Origin of the sequence: Dechloromonas sp. HYN0024 (genome assembly GCF_003441615.1) — a bacterium.
Lineage (GTDB): Bacteria > Pseudomonadota > Gammaproteobacteria > Burkholderiales > Rhodocyclaceae > Azonexus.
Window position 1 is genome coordinate 937379 of the sequence record NZ_CP031842.1, and the last position, 23472, is coordinate 960850.

Consider the following 23472-nt stretch of genomic DNA (forward strand, 5'->3'; position numbering starts at 1 on the left):
GTTGATTCCCATCTATGAAAGTGAAGCAGTCTCTTGAATTTTGTTCGTGACGTGGTTGCCGGCGCCTATTCGGACTGATGCGTCAACATCGGGCGCAGGGTGCGCTCCTCCGTCTGGCTGACGTTATGGACCAGCGCGGCGACATCGAGAATGAGCGCTACCTCGCCGCTGCCCAGAATGGTTGAGCCGCCGATACCGCGCAGATGGGGGAACAGCACGCCCAGTGGCTTGATAACGGTCTGGAACTCGCCCATCAACTGATCGACGACGATGCCGGCCCGTTGTCCACCGAATTGGACAACGACGATGCTTTCGCGCAGCGGTGGCTCGCCCGGCACATCGAACAGTTCGCGTAGCCGGATGAAGGGCAGGGCTTCGCCGCGCAGATTGAGGAAATTGCGCTCGGTGAGCTGGTTCTTGAGTTCGATGCATTCGACCACCGTATCGAGCGGGATCACGTAGGCAGCCTTGCCGACACCCACCAGGAAACCGTCGATGATCGCCAGGGTCAGCGGCAAGCGAATGGTGAAGGTGGCGCCTTCGCCCTCACTTGATGCGACATCTACGGTGCCGCGCAGGGACTGGATGTTGCGGCGCACGACATCCATGCCGACACCACGACCCGAGAGGTTGGAGACCTTGTCTACCGTCGAGAATCCGGGTTCGAAGATGAGATTGACGATTTCGCTGTCGCTGAGTGTCTCGCCTGGCTGGATAATGCTCCGCTCGAGTGCCTTGGCGGTGATCTTCTCCTTGTTCAGGCCGCCGCCGTCATCCGATATTTGAATCACGATACTCCCCGAGTCGTGATAGGCGTTCAGTGTCACCGTACCGCAGGCTGGTTTGCCGCGTTCGAGCCGGACGGCGGTGGGTTCGATGCCGTGGTCCAGCGAGTTTCTGACCAGATGCATCAACGGGTCGCCAATCTTTTCAACTACGGTCTTGTCGAGTTCGGTTTCCGCGCCGCTGATCACCAGCTCGATTTCCTTGCCCAGTTCTTTCGAGACATCGCGAACAACGCGGTTGAAGCGGGTAAAGGTCTCGCCGATCTGGACCATGCGCAGTTGCAGGGCCGAGTCGCGGATATTTTCAACGAGACGGGAGAGCACCGAGGTGGCTTCGACGAGATCCCCCTGCTTGCTCTTCTGGGCCAGCAGGTTGGCTGAGGCACCGGCAATGACCAGTTCGCCGACGAGGTCGATCAACTGGTCCAGCTTGTCAGCCTGGACGCGCACGAGGCGGGCTTCCTTGGCCTTCTTGTCGCTGACCTGGGCTTGCTTGCTGACGGCGGCGTCGACGATTTCCTTGTGCACCACCTTGTTGTCGACCAGGATTTCGCCGAGTTGCGGCTGGGGTTTTTCCTCGTCGCCATCGACACCGTCGGTCGACACTTTCTGGGCGCTCAGGCCTTGCTCCACTTCAGCCTGGGTCAGGGCGCCGCAGCGGACCAGTATTTCCCCGAGGCGCATGGTGTCTTCGGGCAGTTCCTGGATGTGTTTGATGTATTCCGACAACTTGCTGTTCGGCGCCAGGATACGCAGGTCGCAATCCTCGCGGACGAAGTCGAAGACGCGTTCGATATCGGCCTTGGAACTGCGGGTCTGGAGCTGAATCTCGAACCCGATGTAGCAGGATTCTGGGTCCATCTCGGCTGCGGCAGGCATGGCATCGGTAATCGTTTCGATGCCCAGTATTTCGCCCAGGGTGGCCAGGTAGCGGATGAAGGAGAGCGGATCCATGCCGCCACGCAGCACGTTTTCACCAAATCGCACAGAAATGTGCCAGCTATCGTTCACTACAATGCCGCCGCCGGAGGTTTCGACTTCAACCGTGTTGTCCTGCAGGGTGATATTGGTCGTTGCGATGTCGGGGGTGCCGATACTGTCGAGGAATTCCTTGAGGCGTTGGGTCAAAACGTCGCCGCTGGCCTGTAGACCGGCATCCGGGTTTTCACCTTCGGCTGCCAGCACGTCGATCAGGCTGACCATGTGGTCGCAGCATTCGAGCAACAGCGTGGCGAGCGGCGGGCTAACCGCCAATTCATTGTTGCGCAGTGCATCGAGCAGATTTTCCACGCGGTGCGTGAAGGCTTCGATGAAGTGACATTCAATGACGCCGGACCCGCCCTTGATGGTGTGCGCGGCGCGGAAGATGCTGTTGATGTTGTCGTGATCGTCCGGATTCTGTTCCAGTTGCAAGAGCCCGGATTCCATCTCGGCAAGCTGCTCGCGACTTTCCTGAATGAAGACGCTGGTGATTTCGTCCATGGTTTTTCTCTACTCGTTCAGGAGGCTTCGTGGGCCGGGATGACCAGTGGGTCGCCAAATTCAGCCGCCATGTTGCAAAAATCGATGACCGAACTGACCGCCTGGCTATGCGCTACGATGCGCACACATTTTCCGGCCCGTTGGGCTTCCATTTTCAGAAGCACCAGTAACTGGAGGCCGGCGGTGTCCATTTCAGAGACTTGGGCGAGATTCAGTTCAAGTTCACTGCTTGAAGTGAGCGTGTCGAGCAGCAGCTGCTTCTGCTCAAGTGCGTGGTAGATGGTCAGATCTTCGGTGATAACAAGTGGCGTGCTGGACGGCATGATGCATGTCCTTAAAACAGTTCAATGCGTGATTGGGCAGGGGCAGAGGATGCAGATTCCCGTTTGAGGGAACTCTGGTGCGCTGTGCGCTGACTTTCCATGACGTAGCGCCCGTACAGCGTTTCGAGATGCTGGGCGATCGGTGTAAATACAAAATTGGCGTCTTCATAAGCACGCAACCGTTCAGACAGCAGGCCTGCATGCTCGTCAAGTTGCGACAGGGCCTGTATCACCTGTTCAATTTGCTGCCGGCTTACATCCTGGAATTGAACGCTGGCCTGCGCCTCCATGAACATGTTTGCGAGCTGGCTGCTGCTTTCCATGACTTGTGCAACGACACCGGCTTCATGGCGCATCAGCTCTTCGTAACTACTGCCAAGTTCGTTAAGCTGACCGGAGAAGAACTCGAGCATTTCCCGTTCTTTGGCTAGATTGACGTTCGACAGCTTGTCGCGGAACTGGGCTTCAATATGCTCGGCGACGCCACAGATACCCTGGCTAATCTTGACCACGGCAACTTCCGTTTCGCCGGATAGCTTGCGCACCTCGTCGGCGACAACGGCAAATCCCCGTCCTGCTTCTCCAGCCCGTGCGGCCTCGATGGCAGCATTGAGGGCGAGCAGATTGGTCTGCCCTGCGACATGCTTGATCAGTTGGACCAGTGACTCCAGAGAGCGTGCTTCCTGGACTACCTGCGTGACCCTTAGCTGATCCTGATCGGCTTCTTGCAGGCGCTGTTGAACATAGCCTTCCATCTGAGTAACCACGGCCTGGTTCTGGGCAATGCGTTTTTCCGAGTCGCGGACGAGCAGCGCTGTTTCATCCGATGTGGCGTTCACAAAGCGGTCCAGCTTGGTCACCACATCATCGATGGTTTGCAGTCGTCCGACGATGTCGAAGGCTGCCGCCTCGGTGTCATCAATCACCCGCTTCAACTGTCCGCGCACGACTTCGTTGAAATCGTGAACCTGGGTCAGCTCGCCGGATACTTCGTTGGCCACCGATTGGAAGGTGCTCTGTTTGTCTTCGCCTTTCTCGGCAATCTGGCTCAGGCCCAGCATGTAGTCCTTGAAGAAGGCTTTTGAAACCAGTCGCTGTGCCAGAAAGGCCACAAAGACAATAACGATTGTGCCAATCGCATCAGCAAAAGGTGCTGGCGTAAATGTCTCGTGGAACCAGTCGTGAAGAAAATACACGGCGCTCGCCGCGCCGATAGCAACCAGACTGGCTACGATCAATGCTCGCTGCAAAAGCTTTGAAAAGTCCATGGAATTAGCGAACGACCAATTTGATGGTATTGAGCAGCTCGTCTGCCGTTGCCGGCTTGACGATCCATCCGGACGCGCCGGCAGCCTTGGCTTCCAGCTTTCTTGATTGCTGGGATTCTGTGGTCAGAAAGAGGATCGGGACAAACTTGTAGGCGGGTAGCTTGCGGACTTCCTTGATTAGCTCAATGCCGTTCATGCCTGGCATGTTGAGATCTGTTATCAGCAGATCAATCTTGAGACCCGACTGCAGCTTTCGCAGAGCCTCTTCGGCATTTGACGCCTTCTCTGCGGCATAGCCGGCTTTGGTCAGGATATTAGAGATGCTGAGGAGGATTGTGGCCGAGTCATCGACCAAGAATATTGTTTTCATGGTGCAGAGATGTCACTAATGATATTTAAAATCGAATATGTTGTTTATACAATTTCATGCCGTGGATGGGTTGATATAGGTCAATGAAGTGCCAGTCACTAGAAATTTAAGTTGGCCGAGGCATCGACAGGAGCGACAGTGGTGGCTATTGATTTTTCACGCTGCCACTGTTTTCTCTACTGGTATCTGTATGATTCTTAGTGGGAGATCGGCAATTTGGTGTATTTTTGACCTTGTCTAATAGATTCTTTGGCGTCCTGCGCTCAGGATTTTTTCGAAGATGCTCTGACAAAATCATTTGTGATAGTACGAGTGCGAGTGAGCAAGAGGTCGGAAGAAATGCAAAAAATATTGAAATATGAAAAACATAAAAAATATATTTTCGGGTGAATTTTTCGGTTTTCGGCTCATAATCTCTACTTTTACCTAACTGAAAGCTTAGGGAGTGCCTAGATATTCCGGGGCGATTCAGGTTGATTGGCCCCTCGCTGGCTTGTTGTTTGGTGGTGTTTGATACAGTTGTCACTTCTTTGTTGTTGTGGTGCTTGTAAGGTGCCTCATGCTAGCTCTCCGATCGTCCAATCATTTTCGTGGCAAGAGTGTCGCTCAGAACAATGGCTCGGTATTTTTGGTCTTTGGCGTCGTTGTTTTCGCCTTGTTGGTCCTGTGGCATCTGCAAAAACTGGCATTGGCTCAGGCTGAAATAACTACACAGAATCTTGCAAAATCGGTCGAGCAGACCATCGAGGGCGCAATTGACGCCGTTGATTACGCGCTGCAAAGCTCATCCGACGAAATCAATCACCAGTTGTCCAGCGGTGCCCCTGATGCAGAACAAGTCAATCAGTTTCTTGCCCGCCATCAAGAACGGGTAGCCCATATAGACTTGCTGCGCGCCACCAATTCAGCGGGCGAAGCGATCTATGGCAATGGCGTTGATCCGGCGAAAAAGGCCAGTCTGGCCGAACGTGATTATTTCAAACGGCTGCATGATGATCCCAGCTTGGGATTGGTGATCTCAGAGCCGATTATTGGCAAAATTTCTCAGAAATGGATCTGGCTGATGGCCAGACGCCTGCAAAATCCCGATGGCAGTTTTGCCGGGGTCGTCTATGGCTCAATCTTTATTGACGATATCGTCAAGATGTTTGACGCCTTGAGTCTTCCTCCTGGGAGTGCCGTGTCACTCCGTGATCAGAGCCTGTCTGTCGTTGCGCGTACAACATTTGACGCATCCAAGCCTTTGCCTATCGGCGACAAAAATATATCGCCAGCGTTTCGTGCAGCCTTCGAAAAAAATATGGCCGAAGGCACATATGACAGTGGCAATGGTGCAGCGGATGGGGTGCGGCGCATCTATTCATATCATCGCAACCCGAAGTATGGCTTTACCGTTCTTGTCGGCATTCCCAAGGCTGTCGCAATGGAGGAATGGAATAGGCAGGCGGCTACGATCATCGTCCTGCTTTCATTATTTGTCGCCGGCTACTTTTGGTTGGCGCGCTCCAGCAGCGCGGCATGGGCGCTCCAGCGGCAGAATCTGAAAGATTTGTCCGAAACCCAGTTTGCTCTGGATCGGGCGGGTATTGCAATTCACTGGGTTAGTGCCGAGACAGGGCAACTTCTCTACGTGAACCAAAGTGCAGCCGAGATGCTCGGATATACAGTTGAAGAGATGCTGGCGCTAAAAATCCCGGATCTTGACCCAAACTTTCCTGCCGGGGACTTCAAGCAGATTACCGGAACCATGTTTGCCAATGGAACCGCGCGCTTTGAGAGCACCTTGATGCACAAGGATGGCTCGCTGGTGCCGGTAGAACTGGTCGGCTATGTATTTCCAGAGCAGGAAGGTCACCCACGCCGATTTATTACGTTTCTCACTGACATCTCTCAGCGCATAGCCCAGGCGCAGGCGCTGATTTCCGCCAAGGAAGCCTCGGAAGCTGCGAGTCTGGCAAAGAGTCGGTTTCTGGCTAACATGAGTCACGAAATAAGAACCCCGATGAATGCCATCATCGGCATGACCCATATCCTGCGTCGGAGCATAACGACGCCAGACCAGTTGGACAAACTGGGAAAAATTGCCGCGGCTGCCGAGCACCTGCTAGGCATCATCAACGATATCCTCGACCTCTCAAAAATCGAGGCCGACAAGATTGTTCTAGAGAAGATGAACTTTGATCTTGAATCGGTGCTGACGCGCACCTGCAGGATCGTTATTGACCGTGCCCACGCAAAACAGCTAGAACTGATTGTTGATATTGAACCGGTTGTTCGTATTCTGAATGGCGACGCCAGTCGCCTCAGCCAGGCCTTGCTCAATTATCTGGTCAACGCCATAAAGTTCACCGAGTGTGGAACTATTACCCTACGGGCACGTGCCGTAGAAAAATCTGAAACCGACATATTGTTGTGCTTTGAGGTTCAGGATACTGGTATCGGCATAGCGCCAGAAGCTTTAGGCAGGCTGTTTCAATCGTTTGAGCAGGCTGACAGTTCGACGACGCGTAAGTATGGCGGCACCGGACTCGGCTTGTCTATTACCAGGCGTTTGGCCAATCTCATGGGCGGAGACGCTGGTGTTGAAAGCACGATCAACGTTGGCAGCACCTTCTGGATGACTGCTCGGTTTGGTCTCGTCAGTGTCGATGCTGGAAGGCACCAGATTCCCGAATTGAAAGGGATGCGCGCACTGGTCGTTGATGACACGCCGATGACCTGTGTGGTTCATGCACAGTTATTACGTATGGTCGGCATCGATGCGGAAGTGGCTTCCTCCGGCGAAGAGGCGGTCAATATGGTCATCCGGGCCAATCAAGATGGCACACCGTTCGATCTATTGCTAATCGACATGCTGATGCCCGGCGTCGATGGCTTTGAAATGCTGTCAATGCTGCACCGCCAGCAAACTCAGATACCCATGGCTTGGCTGGTGACTGCTTCCGGGGACACTGCAATCCTCGACGATGCGCCTCTGGCCGGTTTTTCGGAGACGCTCCTCAAACCACTTTCAATAAGCATCCTCCATCAGGCATTGATGAAGCATCTACATACGTTGCTTCATCAATCTGAAAAAGTGATGCCCTTGCTAACAGATCATGCCGAAATATCATTTGAATTCCTTAAACGAAGCTTCCCGGATATGCGCCTGTTGCTCGTTGAAGATGAGCCTATCAATCAGGAAGTCGCCCGAGAAATTCTCGCAGAACTCGGCTGGAAGATAGACGTTGCCAACAATGGTCGTGAAGCCGTAGAACTTGTCAGTCAGCATCGCTACGATCTTATCCTGATGGATATGCAAATGCCCATCATGAGTGGCTTGGAGGCGACCCGCCTGATCCGTCAGTTGCCCGACTGCAAAGACATACCGATTCTGGCCATGACGGCGAATGCATTCGTTGAGGATAGAGAAGCATGTTTCGATGCTGGCATGAATGATTTCCTGATCAAGCCAGTGATGCCTGACATATTGTTCGATACGTTGCGGGTGTGGGTAAAAGCCGCTTAAGGCAGCGCTGCCAAACCGTTTGAATTCGACCGTCGAGAGAGACTGCGCGGCTTGCGATGAGTTGCTAAACACCATTGGCCGAGTACTTGTTGCCGGAAGTCGGAAGCTTCGGTTCGCGGGATTGTTAAAGCCAGCTGCCAGCCCGTGACCATTGGTGATTTGAATTGCATCGAGGGTCGTTGCCCAGCAGTGGCTTTGCCTGCATTAAACGAAAAAGGCCGACACCTCGTGAGTGTCGGCCTTCGTTTGCCGCCCGGTCGGGCGGCAATTCAAAGCGGTGTGCTTCTTAGTGGAACTGTTCTTCTTCGGTCGAGCCGGTCAGCGCGGTAACGCTGGACTTGCCACCCTGGATCACGGTGGTGACGTCGTCGAAGTAACCGGTACCGACTTCCTGCTGGTGCGAAACGAACGTGTAGCCACGGTCGCGAGCGGCGAATTCCGGCTCCTGAACCTTCTCGACGTAGGCCGACATGCCGCGCTTGGCGTAGTCCTGGGCCAGGTCGAACATGTGGTACCACATGTTGTGAATGCCAGCCAGGGTGATGAACTGGTACTTGTAGCCCATGGCGCCGAGTTCCTTCTGGAATTTGGCAATGGTGGCATCGTCGAGGTTCTTCTTCCAGTTGAAGGAAGGCGAGCAGTTGTAGGCCAGCATCTTGCCCGGGTGGACCTTATGAACGGCTTCGGCGAACTTGCGGGCGAATTCCAGATCCGGCGTGCCGGTTTCGCACCACACCAGGTCGGCGTAGTCAGCGTAAGCGATGGCGCGGGAGATGGCCTGGTCAAGACCCTTCTTGGTCTTGTAGAAGCCTTCGGCGGTACGCTCGCCGGTCAGGAAGGGCTTGTCGTTTTCGTCGTAGTCAGAGGTCAGCAGGTCAGCGGCTTCGGCATCGGTACGGGCGATAACCAGGGTCGGCACGCCATAGACGTCGGCAGCCATACGGGCAGCGATCAGCTTCTGGATGGCTTCGGTGGTCGGAACCAGAACCTTGCCGCCCATGTGGCCGCACTTCTTGACGGAGGCCAGCTGGTCTTCCCAATGCACGCCAGCTGCGCCAGCGCGGATCATGGCCTTCATCAGTTCGTAGGCGTTCAGCACGCCGCCGAAACCGGCTTCAGCGTCAGCCACGATCGGCAGGTGGTATTCAACGTGACCAGCATCGCCGGCGTTGATGTTTTTCGACCACTGGATTTCGTCGGCGCGGTTGAAGGCGTTGTTGATGCGCTCAACAACCTTCGGCACGGAGTCAACCGGGTACAGGGACTGGTCCGGGTACATGGCGGCGTATTCGTTGTTGTCAGCAGCAACTTGCCAGCCAGACAGGTAGATGGCCTTGATGCCAGCCTTGGCTTGCTGAACGGCTTGGCCGCCGGTCAGGGCGCCCAGACAGTTGACGTAGGGGGTGTTGTTGACCAGATCCCAGAGCTTCTCGGCGCCGCGGCGGGCCAGGGTGTGCTCGACCTGGAAAGAACCGCGCAGGCGGACGACGTCAGCAGCGGAGTAACCGCGCTTGATGCCCTTCCAGCGGGGGTTTTCAGCCCAGTCTTTTTCGAGGGCGGCGATTTGCTGTTCGCGAGTGCTCATGTGAATTCCTCAGATAATTTGGTTTGGGGGTTTCGGCGAAGAACCGAGTGCCTATGGTGCAGTGCCGATGGAAGAAAGTATAGTGATTTTTTTGCGGGGCAGCAACAGTCTTATATAAGACATAAGACAAAATATTGTTAAATAAAAACAGCGTGTTGCAATCAATATTTCACGATGCAAAACGCTGTTTGTTTTTATGAAATGAAATTGCGCTGCGTCAGCACAATGATTTGCTGCTAACCAGAACGCCATCTTCATCGGCATAGAGCATTTCGCCGGGGTTGAAGGTGACGCCGCCGAAGGTGACGGCAATATTTTTGTCCCCTACGCCCTTCTTGAGGGTCTTCTGGGGATGGGTGTTGAGGGCGCGAACGCCGATATCGATGCCATTGATGTCACCCGAGTCGCGGATGCAGCCATAGACCACCGCGCCGGCCCAGCCATTTTTCTGGGCCAGGATGGCCAACTGGTCGCCAACCAGAGCGCAACGCAGCGAACCGCCGCCGTCGATGACGAGAACCTTGCCCCTGCCGTCTTCGGCAAAGGCTTCGCGGACCAGCGAGTTGTCCTCGAAGATCTTGAGCGTGACGATTTCGCCGGAAAAGCTGGTGCGGGCGCCGTAGCGCTGGAACATCGGGGCGACAACGCGGACGGTCTTGCCCAGTTCGGCTTCGAATTGATCGCAAAAGTCGGGGGTCTTGAAGGTCATGCTGGAATCCTCTCAATAAAAAAGCCGTGCAATGTTGCACGGCTTTTGGGGTGGATGGCAATCGTTCAGACGGTGGCTTCGGCTTTTTCTTCCTCGAAGTTGAGCTTGATCTTGCCATCCTTGTCGAGATCGACGGTGACCCGGCCGCCGTTGGCCAGCTTGCCGAACAGCAATTCGTCGGCCAGCGCCGAGCGGATGGTGTCCTGGATCAGGCGGGCCATCGGGCGGGCGCCCATGAGCGGATCGAAGCCCTTCTCGGCCAGCAGTTCCTTCACGGCATCGGTGAAATGGGCTTCCACCTTCTTCTCGTGCAATTGCTCCTCAAGCTGCATGAGGAACTTGTCGACGACGCGCAGGATGACCTCGTGGTCGAGCGGGCCGAAGGAGATGGTGGCATCCAGGCGATTGCGGAACTCGGGCGTGAACAGCCGCTTGATCTCGATCATTTCGTCGCCGGTCTGCTTCGAACTGGTGAAACCCATGCTCGACTTCTGCAGGTCGGCGGCGCCGGCGTTGGTCGTCATGATGATGACGACGTTGCGGAAATCGGACTTGCGCCCGTTGTTGTCAGTCAGCGTGCCGTGATCCATGACCTGGAGCAGGATGTTGAAGATGTCCGGGTGGGCCTTTTCGATTTCGTCGAGGAGCAGAACGCAGTACGGCTTCTTGGTGACGCTCTCGGTCAGCAGGCCGCCCTGCTCGAAGCCGACATAGCCCGGCGGCGCGCCGATCAGGCGGGAGACGGCATGGCGTTCCATGTACTCGCTCATGTCGAAGCGGAGCAACTCGACCCCGAGGCAATAGGCCAGTTGCTTGGCGACTTCGGTCTTGCCGACCCCGGTCGGGCCGCTGAACAGGAAGGAGCCAATCGGCTTGCCCGGATTGCCCAGGCCCGAGCGCGCCATCTTGATCGCCTTGGCCAGTGCGTCGATGGCCTTGTCCTGACCGAAGACGACGGCCTTGAGGTCGCGGTCGAGATTCTTGAGCGCGCCGCGATCATCGAGCGTGACATGCTGCGACGGAATGCGGGCGATCTTGGCGACAATCTCCTCGATGTCGGTTTTGTTGATGACTTTTTTCTGCTTTGATTTGGGCAGAATACGCTGCGCTGCACCAGCCTCGTCGATGACGTCGATGGCCTTGTCCGGGAGGTGACGATCGGTGATGTAGCGGGCCGACAATTCAGCGGCTGAACTGATCGCCGTGGCTGAATATTTGATGCCGTGGTGAGCCTCGAACCGGGCTTTGAGGCCCTTGAGGATTTCCACCGTTTCGGCGACCGACGGCTCATTGACATCGATTTTCTGGAAACGGCGGGAGAGGGCGCTGTCCTTCTCGAAAATGCCACGGAACTCGGTATAGGTGGTTGCCCCGATGCACTTCAACTGGCCCGAGGAGAGCGCCGGTTTGAGCAGGTTGGACGCATCCAGCGTACCGCCGGACGCCGAGCCGGCGCCGATCAGGGTGTGGATTTCGTCGATGAACAGGATGGCATGCGGGTTGTCCTGCAAAGCCTTGAGGACGCCCTTCAGGCGCTGCTCGAAATCGCCGCGGTACTTGGTGCCGGCCAGCAGCGACCCCATGTCAAGTGAATAGACATTGGCCTTGGCCAGGATTTCCGGCACGTCGCCCTCGACCACCTTGCGCGCCAGGCCTTCGGCAATTGCCGTCTTGCCAACGCCGGCCTCGCCGACCAGCAGGGGGTTGTTCTTGCGCCGCCGGCAGAGGGTCTGAATGACGCGCTCAAGTTCCTTGTCGCGACCGATCAGCGGGTCGATCTTGCCCTGCAGCGCCAGTGCGTTGAGGTTGATGGTGTATTGCTCAAGCGGTCCGGCTTCGCCTTTTTCACCGTCGGTTTCAACCTCGCCCTCGGGCGTCGCCTTGGCTTGCTGTGGCACCTTGCTGATGCCGTGCGAAATGTAATTGACCACGTCAAGGCGGGTGACGCCCTGCTTCTGCAGGAAATAGACGGCGTGCGAGTCCTTCTCGCCATAAATGGCGACCAGTACGTTGGCCCCATTCACTTCCTTCTTGCCCGACGACTGGACATGCAGGATGGCGCGCTGGATGACGCGCTGAAAACCGAGTGTCGGCTGGGTGTCGATGTCGTCCTCGCCGGAAACGGTCGGCGTGTGCTCATCGATGAAATTGGTCAGGTCCTTGCGCAATGCGTCGGTCTTGGCGCCACAGGAGCGCAGGGCTTCGGCAGCGGAGGGATTGTCGATCAGCGCCAGCAGCAGATGTTCGACAGTGATGAACTCGTGGCGTTTTTGACGCGCCTCGACGAAGGCCATGTGCAGGCTGACTTCGAGTTCCTGGGCAATCATCAGTTTTCCTCCATGATGCAGGCAAGCGGGTGCTGATGCTGGCGTGCGTAGGCAATGACCTGTTCAACTTTGGTCGCAGCGATATCCTTGGGGAAAATCCCGCAGACGCCACGACCCTCGTTATGAACTTTGAGCATGATTTGCGTTGCTTGTTCAGTATCCAGAGAAAAAAACCGCTGCAGAACGGTGATGACGAAATCCATCGGGGTGTAATCGTCGTTCAGCAGCAGCACCTTGAACATCTTTGGCGGCCCCAGCCTGCTGCGCTGTGTCGCCAGTTGTCCGCCTTCTTGAGCCTTTGTCGCCATGCGTTCGATTTTATACAGTCCGTCTTAATCCGCAATATAAAACATGGGGATAGATTTTCTGATTTCCAGATCAGGCGCGGGATTGGCCGGGTAAATATTTGCTGCGCTGCGGCATCGAAACTTGTTGACGACATATTTCAAGTGGCGTAGAAAGCAATCGTGTTTGGCTTCTAGATGTATCGAGGTTGCTGCAATGCACCGGGTCACTGAGTTCAAACAGGGAGTCGGGGAGACCCGTAAATTTGTTCGTTTTTTGTAAGAAAGTTGCAAACATGGCACTCGGTACTGTCAAGTGGTTCAATGATTCCAAGGGTTTTGGTTTTATCACTCCTGATGATGGCAGCGAAGATCTCTTCGCTCACTTCTCCGCCATCAACATGAATGGTTTCAAGACTCTCAAGGAAGGTCAAAAAGTTTCCTTCGATGTCGTGCAAGGCCCCAAGGGCAAGCAGGCTTCCAATATCCAGGGCACCTAAGCTTCGGATAACAGAACAAAAAAGCCCGTCTGGTTTCAGACGGGCTTTTTCTTTGGTGGTGCGAAATTCTCAGGCGACGACTATTTCATCCTGACGCCGGTCGCCGAGATTGTCCGTCCAGGCCACCAATAATTTGTCGCCCGCCTTGATGCCGCGCGCCCTAAAGGTGAACAGCGGGTTTTTCGATATCGACGTGTTGAGCTGCCCATCGATGATCACCTTCCCGTTCAGGCTAACCGTGAAGGTCTGAATGAATTGCATGGGCAGTGATTGACCTTTGTCATCCTTGCGCTGACCGGTTTCCATGGGGTGTTGCATGAGAATCCGAATGTCGGTGACATCGCCCTGGGTCTGCGTGCGCATCTTGATCTGCTCAGCCATGCTTAACCTCCGCAGCCGCCGAGTGTCACCTTGATCTCACGAAAGGCGACGTAGGATTTTCCATCAGCTGTCTTGGCCACAGCCCGGATGCGCATGGTTTCTGCCATCTTGAGCTGGGCTTTGAGATAAGGCAGAACGGGGCCGGAGAACTCGATGGCCGAACACAGCGGCATCGGATTCTTGTCGGCAAAGATCGCCAGGCTGCGTGTTCCGGCTACATTGGAGGTGATCTCGACGTCCACTTTGGCACCGTTTTCGGCGATCTCGGGGGCGATGATGACGATGTCCCGCGATTCGCTGGCGGTGGCGCTGCCATGGGCTTTCAGGGCCTCATTGATGGTGCGGGCGGTGAACGCGTTCTTGTTCCACTCCGCAGCAAGTACGCGGCCGGGCATGAGCAGGCCGGTGCCGAGGAGAGGCGATAGGAGGGCGGCTGAGACGCCCCCCTTGAGAAATTTTCTGCGAAGTTCGGACATATTTTTGGTGAGAGATTTATACGGCGACCCAATGACCGGATTTGCCCCCGGCTTTTTCGAGCAGGCGGATGTTGTCGATCCGCATGCCGCGATCCACGGCCTTGCACATGTCGTAGATGGTCAACAGGCCGGTCGAGGTGGCGGTCAGTGCTTCCATTTCGACACCGGTGCGGCCAAAACATTCGGCGACGACTTCGCAGTGCACGGCATTTTCGTTTTCGTCGATGGAAAAATCAGCCGTCACACCGGTCAGGGCAATCGGATGACAGAGCGGAATCAGGTCGCCGGTGCGCTTCGCCGCCTGAATCGCAGCGATCCGCGCAATGCCCAGTACATCACCCTTCTTGGCCGAGCCGGAGCGAATCAGCGCCAGGGTTTCTGGCTTCATGAAAATGCTGCCGGCGGCGCGGGCTACACGGGCGGTTTCGGTCTTGCTGCCGACATCGACCATATGGGCCTGGCCGGCACTGTCGAAATGAGTCAGAGTTTGCTGGGTCACGGAATTTACGATTGGTTACGCTCTGCCGGAGGAGCGGTTTTCATGGCTGCGGTATCATAGCACCATGCATCTGAGCCAACGCTTCATCGCCATCCTGCTTGCTTTTTCGCTGGCCTTGCCGCCCGTCGTCGCCGAAGAGTTGCCGGAACTGGGCGATGTCGCCAGCAATGACCTGTCGCTGGCGACCGAGAAGAAAATCGGCCTGCAGATCATGCATGAAATCCGCTGGCGCGAGCCCTCTTATCTCGATGATGCCGATGTCGAGGCCTATCTCAACCAGTTGGGTAATCGTCTGGCGGCGGTCAGCAGCGACCCGGGATTCGGTTTTTACTTTTTCACCATCAATGATCCCAATATCAACGCCTTTGCCATGCCTGGCGGCTACATCGGGGTACATACCGGGCTCATCGTTTCGGCCCAGACCGAGTCGGAGCTGGCCGGTGTGCTTGGTCACGAAATTTCGCATGTGACCCAGCGCCATATCGCACGTCAGGTCTTCCAGTCGAAGCAGATCGGAATGGCCTCGATGGTGGCCATGGGGTTGGCCCTGCTCGCTGCACGCTCGAGCGGGCAGATGGCCGGGGCCGCAATTGCGACGACCCAGGCCGGGGCGATTTCGGCCCAGTTGGCGTTTTCCCGCGATTTCGAACGCGAGGCCGATCGTCAGGGCTTCGACATCCTGCGTCGGTCGGGATTCGATGTGCGCGGCATGGCGGTGTTCTTCGAGCGTCTGCAAAAAGCTGTTCGCCTCTACGAAAACAACGCCACGGCTTACCTGCGGACCCACCCGCTGACCGGCGAGCGCCTCACCGACATGCAAAACCGCGAGTCGGCCGTGCCTTATCGTCAGGTGGCAGATAGTGTCGATTTCCAGTTGGTCCGGGCCAAGGTTCGGGCCATGCAGGGGACGCCTGGTGAGGCGGTCAAGGATCTGGACAAGCTCTTGCAGGAACGGAAGTTCGCCTCCGAGCCAGCTATTCGCTATGGCCTTGCATTCGCCCTCTATCGCAATCGCGATTGGGCTGCAGCCGAGCGGGAAATCGACACGATTCGGCGCCTCAAGGTTTCCGCCCCAATGCTCGAGCATCTGCGGGCCGACCTTCGCATTGCCCAGGGCGATGTGGCGGGGGCTTGAAGGTCTATCGTGATGGGATGGTTCGCTACCCGCTCAATCAGGGCCTGCTCTACGGTTATGGCAGTGCCTTGACGGCGGCACGTCGCTACGACGAGTCGCTCCGCTTTGCCGAGGTGCAATTGGGCAAGGCTCCGGACGACGTGCGTTTCCACAAATTACGTGCTGAAAGCTACGCCGGACTGGGCAACAAGGCGATGCAACATCGGGCGCTGGCCGAGGTGTTCATCCTCCAGGGGCAAACGGCCGGGGCGGTCGAACAACTTCAGTTGGCGCAGAAGGCCGGTGATGCCAATTTCTTCGAGGCATCGTCGATCGAAGCACGTCTGCGCGAAATGAAACAACGCCTGGCTGATGAACTCAAGGAAAAGCGCAGTTGGTAGAGGTAAAATAGGGCTTCCAATCCATTAAGCCGAAAATCATGGAATTTGATCGCGATCTCGACGTCAAGGGGCTGAATTGCCCACTGCCCATCCTGCGTACCAAGAAGACGCTGGCCGAAATGGAGTCCGGAAAGGTTCTGCGTGTGCTGGCGACCGATCCCGGCTCCCTTAAGGATTTTCCTGCTTTTGCCAAGCAGACCGGTAATGAACTGCTGGCGCAAAAGGAAGAAAATCGCGTTTTCGAGTATTACCTGAAGCGCAAATAAGCTCCGAGTTCACCGCTTTTTTCGAAGACCGGCGGGCGCCGCTAGGCGAGCCCGCCGCTTGGCTTTTTGCCGGGCTGATCGATTGTCTTGAGGTCAACGACGCTGTATCACTGGGTGCTGCCTTGCAGCTTTTGCAGGATGATCCGCAATGGACAGTCGTCCGTCTCGACTATGAACTGGGATATCTGCTTGAGCCCCGGTCGGCACCGCCCGGCTGGCACCCGGGCGAGCGCCCGGTGGCCTGTTTCTGGCGGTTTGCCCGGCGTATTTCGCTGACGGCAGATGCGGCGCAGGCCTGGCTGGCACAACGCGACCAGGGTGTGGCCGGGGTCGGCGGCTGGCAGGCGGCGATTGATCAAGTGGCCTACGCGGGGGCGGTCAATGCGATCAAACAGTTTATTTGTGATGGCGACTGCTACCAGGTCAATTTCACCTTTCCCATCGCGTTCGACTGGTTCGGCTCGCCGCTTGCCCTCTATGCCCGCCTGCGCGAGCAACAGCCTGTCCGCTACGGGGGCTTTGTCGGTGATTCCCGGCAGGGTTTTGTTTCGCTGTCGCCTGAGCTGTTTGTCGAGCGCACTGGCGACCGGTTGCTTACCCGGCCCATGAAGGGAACGGCACCACGTAGTGTGGCACCCGATGAACTACGCAATTCGGCCAAGGACTGCGCCGAGAACCTGATGATTGTCGACCTCCTGCGCAATGATCTCGGTCGCATCGCCGAAAATGGTAGCGTCCGGGTCGACCGACTGTTCGATATTGAAGCCTATCCGACGCTCTGGCAGATGGTCTCCGAGGTTTCCGCCGATGTCCGGGGACGAAGCTTCGGCGATATTTTGCAGGCGCTGTTTCCGTGCGGTTCGATTACCGGGGCACCGAAGATACGCGCCATGCAGATTGCCGCCGAACTGGAGATTGCCCCACGCGGCTTATATACGGGGGCACTTGGCTGGTTGGCACCGGATGGCGATTTTCGCCTGAATGTGGCGATTCGCACCCTCGAACTGGGTGCCGATGGGCATGGCAAGCTTGGCGTCGGCAGCGGCATTGTCGCTGATTCCCTGGCGGCGGCTGAATGGCAGGAGTGCCTGCTCAAGTCACGCTTTCTCAGGGACTGCGATCCCGGCCTGTTATTGATCGAAACGCTGCGCCGTGAAGATGGGCGGTATCCGCGTCTGGCTGGGCATCTTCAGCGCCTGCAACGTTCTGCCGAGTGGCTCGGATTTGCCTTCGATGAAGGGCGGGTCACCAAACTGCTGGATGCTCAGCCAGCGATCGGCGCTTGGCGGGTACGCCTGACCCTGGCCAAGGATGGCAGTCTTGATGTCGGGGCCTTTTCCCTGGGTGGAGAGCCGGTTGGGCCCCGCTACGCTGCCTTGGCCAGCCAGCCGATTGATTCAACGTATCCGCTGCGTCGTCACAAGACTACCGACCGCGTCTTCTACGACGGTGCTCTCAAGGTGCTCAGCGATGATCCGTTGCTCTTTGACCTGGTATTTCTGAATGAACGGGGTGAAGTGGCCGAAGGGGCGCGGAGCAACGTCTTTGTTGAGCGTGATGGAATGCTGTTGACGCCGCCGCTGGCCAGCGGGGCTTTGCCTGGGGTTTTGCGCGCTGAATTGCTGGCGGCTGGGCGTGCGCGTGAGGCTGTTTTGTCGCCGGATGATCTGGCCGGCGGTTTTTGGCTGGGCAATGCCCTGCGCGGCCTGGTTCGCGTTGAATTGCGGCCAGGCCGTTACGTAGTCGGCTAAAAGCCGAACCCCTGGCGATCAGCCGCGCAGGCGGCGCAGGTAGATACCCATTAGCGAGAACAGGCCGGCGGCAATGCCGTAATAGAAGGCCCGGGGGACATCGACATCCTGGTAGTCGAGCAGGATCGGTACATCATTTTCGACGGTGTAGCGGATAGTCGTCTGGAAGTACCACGACGACGATTTAACCTCGAAAATTCCTTTTTCGATCTTCCACTTCAGCCAGTTGTTTTCTTCCTGGATGTCACCGGCCGGCTCGCTCGGCGTCAGTGAGGTGTAGATTCCTTTTTCCTTGGCTTCGGCCAGGTCCTTGTGGGCGAGACCACAAGGCTCTTTGTTGGCGCAGAGGGCGATGACGCGAAATTCGGGTTTCCAGACGTCGGTCTTGTCCTTCGGCCAGGCGATCATGAAGGCGATGCTCCAGGCCCCGACCAGGGCGGAAAAGATCATCAGTGCAATGAATATCTGGGCGAGAAAGCCACGTTTGTCCTGAACCATGTGATTCCTTTAGTTACCCAGCTTGGCAAGCTGGGGTTTGAGTTGTTCCAGCGTCGCCGTGAAGTCGGCCACCCGCTGCTTTTCCTGATCGATCACGGCGGCCGGGGCGCGGGCGACAAATCCCTCGTTGGCGAGCTTGCCCTGGGCAATCGAAATCTGCTTTTCCAGTTTTTCGATTTCCTTGGCCAGGCGCACGCGCTCAGCGGCTACATCGATTTCGACCTTGAGCATCAGACGGGTTTCACCGACCACTGCCACAGGTGCCATCGCATCGGCCGGCATGTCGTCGACGATTTGTACCTCGGAGAGCTTACCCAGAGCTTGCAGGATCGCCGCGAACTCGGAAATTTCAGCGCCGCCACCGGCGACCAGCAAAGGCATGCGCAGGGCCGGGGAAACGTTCATCTCGCCGCGCAGGTTGCGACAGGCGTAAGCCAGGGCTTTGAGGCGTTCGACCTTGGCTTCGCTGGCCGGGTCGATCTTGTACGCCTCGGCACGCGGGTAGGCGGCGAGCATGATCGAGTCGTGCGTCTTGCGCCCGGCAATCGGCGCCACCGTCTGCCACAGTTCTTCGGTGATGAAGGGGATGAGCGGATGGGCGAGGCGGAGGATGGCTTCCAGCGTGCGCACCAGGGTCCGGCGTGCGCCGCGTTGCTGGGCATCGTTGCCGGTCTGGATCTCGACCTTGGCAATTTCCAGATACCAGTCGCAGAACTCGTCCCAGATGAACTTGTAGATGGTCTGGGCAATCAGGTCGAAGCGGTAGTCGGTAAAGTGCTGTTCGACTTCCTGTTCGACACGCTGCAACTGGCTGACGATCCAGCGGTCAGCGAAGCTGAATTCGAGCGGTGCGGAGCCGCCGCAGGCCGGGCCGTTCTGCTGGTGTTCGAGGGCTAGGTCGTGGCCTTCGAGGTTCATCAGGACGAAACGGGTGGCATTCCACAGCTTGTTGCAGAAATTGCGGTAGCCATCGCAGCGGTTGAGGTCAAACTTGATGTCGCGACCGGGCGAAGCCAGGCTGGCAAAGGTGAAGCGCAGGGCGTCGGTGCCAAAAGAGGCGATACCTTCCGGGAATTCCTTCTTCGTCTTCTTGGTGATGCTCTCGGCCTGTTTCGGGTTCATCAGGCCGGTCGTGCGTTTTTCGATCAGCGCTTCAAGGCCGATGCCGTCGATGAGGTCGATCGGGTCGAGCACATTGCCCTTCGATTTGGACATCTTCTGGCCTTCGCCGTCGCGGATCAGGCCGTGCACATAGACGTGCTTGAAGGGGATCTGGCCGGTGATCTGCTTGGTCATCATGACCATGCGGGCGACCCAGAAGAAGATGATGTCGAAACCAGTGACCAGCACCGAGGAGGGCAGGTATTGCTTGAGCAGCGGGTTGGCTGCGTCGAGGGCCTCGTCGCCGGTCCAGTCCAGCGTCGAGAACGGCCACAAGGCGGAGGAGAACCAGGTATCGAGGACGTCCTCGTCACGGTTCAGGGAGCCGGTATAACCTTGTTTCGCGGCTTCGGTCTTGGCTTCGTCGAGGTTGTGGGCAACAAAGACCTCGCCGTTGTCGCCGTACCAGGCCGGAATCTGATGGCCCCACCACAACTGGCGGGAAATACACCAGTCCTGGATGTTGTTGAGCCACTGGTTGTAGGTATTGACCCAATTTTCCGGGTAAAACTTGATTTCGCCGGAATGGACGACGTCGAGCGCCTTTTCGGTGATCGACTTGCCGTCTTCGCCCGGCTTGCTCATGGCGACGAACCACTGGTCGGTAAGCATTGGCTCGATGACGACATTGGTCCGGTCGCCGCGCGGCACCTTGAGCTTGTGCTTGTCGGTCTTTTCCAGGATGCCGAGGGCTTCGAGGTCGGCGACGACAGCTTTTCGGGCGTCGAAGCGGTCGAGGCCGCGATATTTTTCCGGGGCGTTCTCGTTGATCTTCGCATCCAGGGTCAGGATGGAAATCATCGGCAGGCTATGGCGCTGGCCGACTGCATAGTCGTTGAAGTCGTGCGCCGGGGTAACCTTGACGCAACCGGTGCCAAAGTCGAGATCAACGTAGCTGTCGGCGATGATCGGGATTTCACGATCGGTCAGCGGCAGCTTCACCATCTTGCCGATCATGTGCTTGTAGCGCTCGTCTTCCGGATGAACCATCACGGCCGTATCGCCGAGCATGGTTTCCGGCCGCGTCGTGGCGACCACCAGACTATCGCTGCCATCGGCCAGCGGGTAGCGGATATGCCACATGAAGCCGTCTTCTTCTTCCTGCACGACTTCGAGGTCGGAGACGGCGGTGTGTAGTTTCGGGTCCCAGTTCACCAGGCGCTTGCCGCGGTAGATCAGGCCTTCCTTGAAGAGGCGGACGAAGGTTTCGGTGACGACTTTGTTGAGGCCTGCATCCATCGTGAAACGTTCGCGCGTCCAGTCCGGGCTGGTGCCCATGCGGCGCATCTGGCGCGTGATCGTACCGCCCGAGTATTCCTTCCATTCCCAGACTTTTTCGAGGAACTTCTCGCGGCCGAGGTCGTGGCGGGAAATGCCCTGGCCATCAAGCTGGCGTTCAACGACAATCTGCGTCGCAATACCGGCATGGTCGGTGCCCGGCTGCCACAGGGTATTGTGCCCGCGCATCCGGTAATAGCGGGTGAGCGCGTCCATCAGGGTCTGGTTGAAGCCGTGTCCCATGTGCAGCGTGCCGGTGACGTTGGGCGGCGGCAGCAGGATGCAGAAGTTCTCGTCGGCCGCCTTGTTACTGTCTACGCCGGCAGCGAAGTAATTGCGCGATTCCCATTCGGGGTACCAGCGGCGTTCGATATCGGCGGGTTCAAAGGCTTTGGCGAGTTCCATGAGCTTGTCGGAAAAGGGGAAAACCGGCAATTATACCCGCGATTGGTAGCGTTCCTTGACTTGCTAAGGTGTCCTGTCGATGATCGTGGCACCCCACGAGGATGTCCGGTATCCGGCTGGCTTCCACCGGTTCTGCCAAGGCAAGGTGATGATGGCGGGCGGCAGGGAAGGCGGGTTACTGGCCACCGCGTTACGCAGATTATGTGGCATCTCGGTGCTGTCGCCGGCAACCGGCCAGACGATGGCAGTTTTACCGGTGATGCCGTCAAAGGTGACGGCGGTATCCGACATGACGATGGAGGAGTCGGGGAAAAAACGCCGGAGATTGCCACCAAGATGAACGTCATTGACGACGATGGTCCCCTGGCGAAATCCCTGGTCGCGTAATTTCTCGGCAAGCTCGGCGTAGGGAACACCCCAGCGGCAGCGCGAGCAGAATGGTTCATAGAGAAAGAGGTTGCCGCTGCGCACGGCGTAGGCGGTAATCGTGAAGCCGAGAAGAACGGCCATGAAAGCACGGACCCGGCGGGGCGTTGGTTTGGTTTGTCGGGCTTTCTCGGTTAGCCAGGGGATGGCCACAACGAGCATCGGCAGGATGCTGTGTACGGCATAGCTGGAGCGTGCGTAGAGCAGTCCGTTGAAGAGCATTAATCCGGTCATTTCAACGAGCAGCAGATGTAGCAGGAACAACTCAGGGTCAAATGTGCCGCTGTTTGTCACCCGGAGGGATGACCCGAAAATGCGCCCGAATATGGCCGGAAAAACCATAGGCAGGACCACGACGTAGGGTGACAACACCAAAAATGGGAAGGTCAGTGCTTCGCGCAGCCCACCGATAATGCCGGGCAGCGAATAAGTAGGTAGGGCCGGCAAGAGGCTCGTGCTCAGGGCCGATAGCCGCTGGGTATCGGTCAGCAGCCAGTTGGCGTAGGGCCAGATGATGAGCAGGGTGAGCGGGAGTGCCGCCAGCATGGATGACGAGAACACGATGCGCCGGATCGAGGGCTGCAACCAGGCGGCGAATAGCGTCGCAACCAGGACGAAGACATAGATGTGCTCGGTCAGTAGACCGAGTCCAACAAGAGTGGCAAACAACAGGTAGTTGCCGCGACTCGGTCGATCAATCAGGCGAAAAAGCGCCCAGGTGGTGGCCACGGCCAGGGCCATGGCGCCGACACGATGGGTGAAGCCTTCGTGGAAGCGCCAGAAAATCTGATACACCGTCGCCATTGATTCGACGGCAATGAATGACCACAGGGCGCTTTGCGTAATTTTCAGGGTGATTTGAAAGATGCAGCCCGCCATGCCGACGAGGAGGGCGTACTTGAGCAGGAGAAAGCCAGCCAGACCGCTCCCCAGCACCTGTTGCACCAACCACAAGGCCCAGTCGTAGAGGGGACCTTGTTCAACGCTGTAACCGGGGGCCAGGGTCTGGACAAGCAGGTTGTCGAGTGGATCGTCCTCGCCAAGATTGCCCGAAGAAAACAGACGGGTCAGGGCGTGAATCGTCGCGTAAATGGCGACGAGGAGGGTGATGCCGGGCAGCGTGAATGGAAAGCGGGGAGACGCCGTCAAGGCGGAGGTGGATGCGTTGCTCGGATTCATGGGGATTCTGGGTGATGGCCTTCAGGCCGCGACGCCTTGCCGGCTAATTGTTCGCGATCATGTCCTGGTCGGCGAGAAAGTCGCGGACCGTCGAACTGATAATCTCGGGCAGGGCCGCCTTGATGCGCTCCTCGATACGGCAGGTCAATTCATGGATCAGATGTTCGCGATTGGCTGGGTCGATCAGGCTTGGCTCGAACAGAGCCTGCGGCAGAGGGAGAACGGCTTCGACGGCTTCAACGGCTTCAACGGCTTCAACGGCTTCAACCGCCTCAACCGCCTCAACCGCCTCAACCGCCTCAACCGCTGTTGCGGTGTCTTCTAACTGGGATAGCGCGTTTTCTAGCGCAATTTCGACCTCGGTGAGTACCGGAATGTCGTCGAAATCATCGATGCTGTCAGTGAGTACCGGAATATCGTCGACATCCTGGTCGCTCTGGCGACGACGGTGCATCAGGGCGTCGGCGCGGGCAATGATGGTGCTGGGCACTGGGGT

At 57.2% G+C, this 23472-nt stretch carries 21 protein-coding genes; 6 read left to right on the forward strand and 15 right to left on the reverse strand.

Features of this window, described 5'->3' with window-relative positions; translation table 11 throughout:
• Positions 1-65: 65 nt before the first annotated feature.
• Genes HYN24_RS04555 through HYN24_RS04570 form a run of 4 tightly spaced genes read right to left on the reverse strand, consistent with a single transcriptional unit; the run spans position 66 to position 4228 of the window.
• Positions 66-2267 (reverse strand): chemotaxis protein CheA, encoded by a 2202-nt coding sequence (locus tag HYN24_RS04555; protein ID WP_117608157.1) that lies wholly within the window; start codon positions 2265-2267, stop codon positions 66-68.
• Between the two features lie 17 nt (positions 2268-2284).
• Positions 2285-2590: a lipid asymmetry maintenance protein MlaB gene (locus HYN24_RS04560; RefSeq protein ID WP_117608158.1), complete on the reverse strand. Its 306-nt coding sequence runs from the start codon at positions 2588-2590 to the stop codon at positions 2285-2287.
• Positions 2591-2601: 11 nt separating this feature from the next.
• A complete protein-coding gene (locus HYN24_RS04565) occupies positions 2602-3828 on the reverse strand; it encodes a methyl-accepting chemotaxis protein (RefSeq protein WP_240327731.1) in 1227 nt (408 codons plus the stop codon).
• A gap of 34 nt (positions 3829-3862) precedes the next feature.
• Positions 3863-4228, reverse strand: coding sequence for a response regulator (locus HYN24_RS04570; protein WP_117608160.1), 366 nt, complete (start codon positions 4226-4228; stop codon positions 3863-3865).
• Between the two features lie 559 nt (positions 4229-4787).
• Here HYN24_RS04570 and HYN24_RS04575 point away from each other — a divergent pair.
• Positions 4788-7736, forward strand: coding sequence for a response regulator (locus HYN24_RS04575; protein ID WP_117608161.1), 2949 nt, complete (start codon positions 4788-4790; stop codon positions 7734-7736).
• 286 nt (positions 7737-8022) lie between these two features.
• Here the strand turns inward: HYN24_RS04575 and aceA are convergent, their stop codons facing one another.
• From aceA to clpS, 4 genes are all read right to left on the reverse strand, one after another.
• Positions 8023-9321, reverse strand: coding sequence for an isocitrate lyase (aceA, locus tag HYN24_RS04580; protein WP_117608162.1), 1299 nt, complete (start codon positions 9319-9321; stop codon positions 8023-8025).
• A 217-nt stretch (positions 9322-9538) separates the two neighbouring features.
• Positions 9539-10030, reverse strand: coding sequence for a ribonuclease E activity regulator RraA (gene rraA / locus HYN24_RS04585; protein ID WP_117608163.1), 492 nt, complete (start codon positions 10028-10030; stop codon positions 9539-9541).
• Positions 10031-10095: 65 nt separating this feature from the next.
• A complete protein-coding gene (gene clpA / locus HYN24_RS04590) occupies positions 10096-12357 on the reverse strand; it encodes an ATP-dependent Clp protease ATP-binding subunit ClpA (RefSeq protein ID WP_117608164.1) in 2262 nt (753 codons plus the stop codon).
• On the reverse strand, positions 12357-12665 hold the full coding sequence (clpS, locus tag HYN24_RS04595) for an ATP-dependent Clp protease adapter ClpS (protein WP_117608165.1): 309 nt from the start codon (positions 12663-12665) through the stop codon (positions 12357-12359). The genes clpA and clpS overlap by 1 nt, the downstream gene beginning before the upstream one ends.
• A gap of 272 nt (positions 12666-12937) precedes the next feature.
• Between clpS and HYN24_RS04600 the strand changes: the two genes are divergently transcribed.
• Positions 12938-13141 carry a cold-shock protein gene (locus tag HYN24_RS04600; RefSeq protein WP_117608166.1) on the forward strand — a complete coding sequence of 68 codons (204 nt, stop codon included), beginning with the start codon at positions 12938-12940 and terminating at the stop codon, positions 13139-13141.
• Between the two features lie 69 nt (positions 13142-13210).
• Here HYN24_RS04600 and soxZ read toward each other — a convergent pair whose 3' ends face one another.
• The 3 genes from soxZ to moaC are packed head-to-tail and all read right to left on the reverse strand — an operon-like array spanning position 13211 to position 14497.
• Positions 13211-13522: a thiosulfate oxidation carrier complex protein SoxZ gene (soxZ, locus tag HYN24_RS04605; protein WP_117608167.1), complete on the reverse strand. Its 312-nt coding sequence runs from the start codon at positions 13520-13522 to the stop codon at positions 13211-13213.
• Between the two features lie 2 nt (positions 13523-13524).
• Positions 13525-13998, reverse strand: a complete 474-nt coding sequence (soxY, locus tag HYN24_RS04610) for a thiosulfate oxidation carrier protein SoxY (protein ID WP_117608168.1) — start codon at positions 13996-13998, stop codon at positions 13525-13527.
• Positions 13999-14014: 16 nt separating this feature from the next.
• The gene (moaC, locus tag HYN24_RS04615; protein ID WP_162888591.1) at positions 14015-14497 is read right to left on the reverse strand and encodes a cyclic pyranopterin monophosphate synthase MoaC; all 483 of its coding nucleotides are present in this window, start codon (positions 14495-14497) and stop codon (positions 14015-14017) included.
• Positions 14498-14561: 64 nt separating this feature from the next.
• On the opposite strand from moaC, the gene HYN24_RS04620 reads away from it, so the two are divergent.
• The 4 genes from HYN24_RS04620 (at position 14562) to pabB (ending at position 18029) form a co-directional block, all read left to right on the forward strand.
• The gene (locus tag HYN24_RS04620) at positions 14562-15632 is read left to right on the forward strand and encodes a M48 family metalloprotease (protein ID WP_205421437.1); all 1071 of its coding nucleotides are present in this window, start codon (positions 14562-14564) and stop codon (positions 15630-15632) included.
• Positions 15629-16012, forward strand: a complete 384-nt coding sequence (locus tag HYN24_RS15995) for a hypothetical protein (RefSeq protein WP_205421438.1) — start codon at positions 15629-15631, stop codon at positions 16010-16012. The genes HYN24_RS04620 and HYN24_RS15995 overlap by 4 nt, the downstream gene beginning before the upstream one ends.
• Positions 16013-16050: 38 nt before the next feature.
• Positions 16051-16278, forward strand: a complete 228-nt coding sequence (locus HYN24_RS04625) for a sulfurtransferase TusA family protein (protein WP_117608169.1) — start codon at positions 16051-16053, stop codon at positions 16276-16278.
• A 122-nt stretch (positions 16279-16400) separates the two neighbouring features.
• Entirely contained in the window at positions 16401-18029 is a 1629-nt protein-coding gene (gene pabB, locus HYN24_RS04630; RefSeq protein ID WP_240327732.1) for an aminodeoxychorismate synthase component I, read from the forward strand.
• 18 nt (positions 18030-18047) lie between these two features.
• On the opposite strand, the gene HYN24_RS04635 is transcribed toward pabB, so the two are convergent.
• The 4 genes from HYN24_RS04635 to HYN24_RS04650 all read right to left on the reverse strand — a co-directional run bounded on the left by HYN24_RS04635 (position 18048) and on the right by HYN24_RS04650 (position 23466).
• On the reverse strand, positions 18048-18527 hold the full coding sequence (locus tag HYN24_RS04635; RefSeq protein WP_117608171.1) for a hypothetical protein: 480 nt from the start codon (positions 18525-18527) through the stop codon (positions 18048-18050).
• A gap of 9 nt (positions 18528-18536) precedes the next feature.
• Positions 18537-21371: a valine--tRNA ligase gene (locus HYN24_RS04640; RefSeq protein WP_117608172.1), complete on the reverse strand. Its 2835-nt coding sequence runs from the start codon at positions 21369-21371 to the stop codon at positions 18537-18539.
• Between the two features lie 63 nt (positions 21372-21434).
• Positions 21435-22976: a glycosyltransferase family 39 protein gene (locus HYN24_RS04645; protein WP_117608173.1), complete on the reverse strand. Its 1542-nt coding sequence runs from the start codon at positions 22974-22976 to the stop codon at positions 21435-21437.
• Positions 22977-23019: 43 nt separating this feature from the next.
• Positions 23020-23466, reverse strand: a complete 447-nt coding sequence (locus tag HYN24_RS04650) for a hypothetical protein (RefSeq protein WP_117608174.1) — start codon at positions 23464-23466, stop codon at positions 23020-23022.
• Positions 23467-23472: the final 6 nt, after the last annotated feature.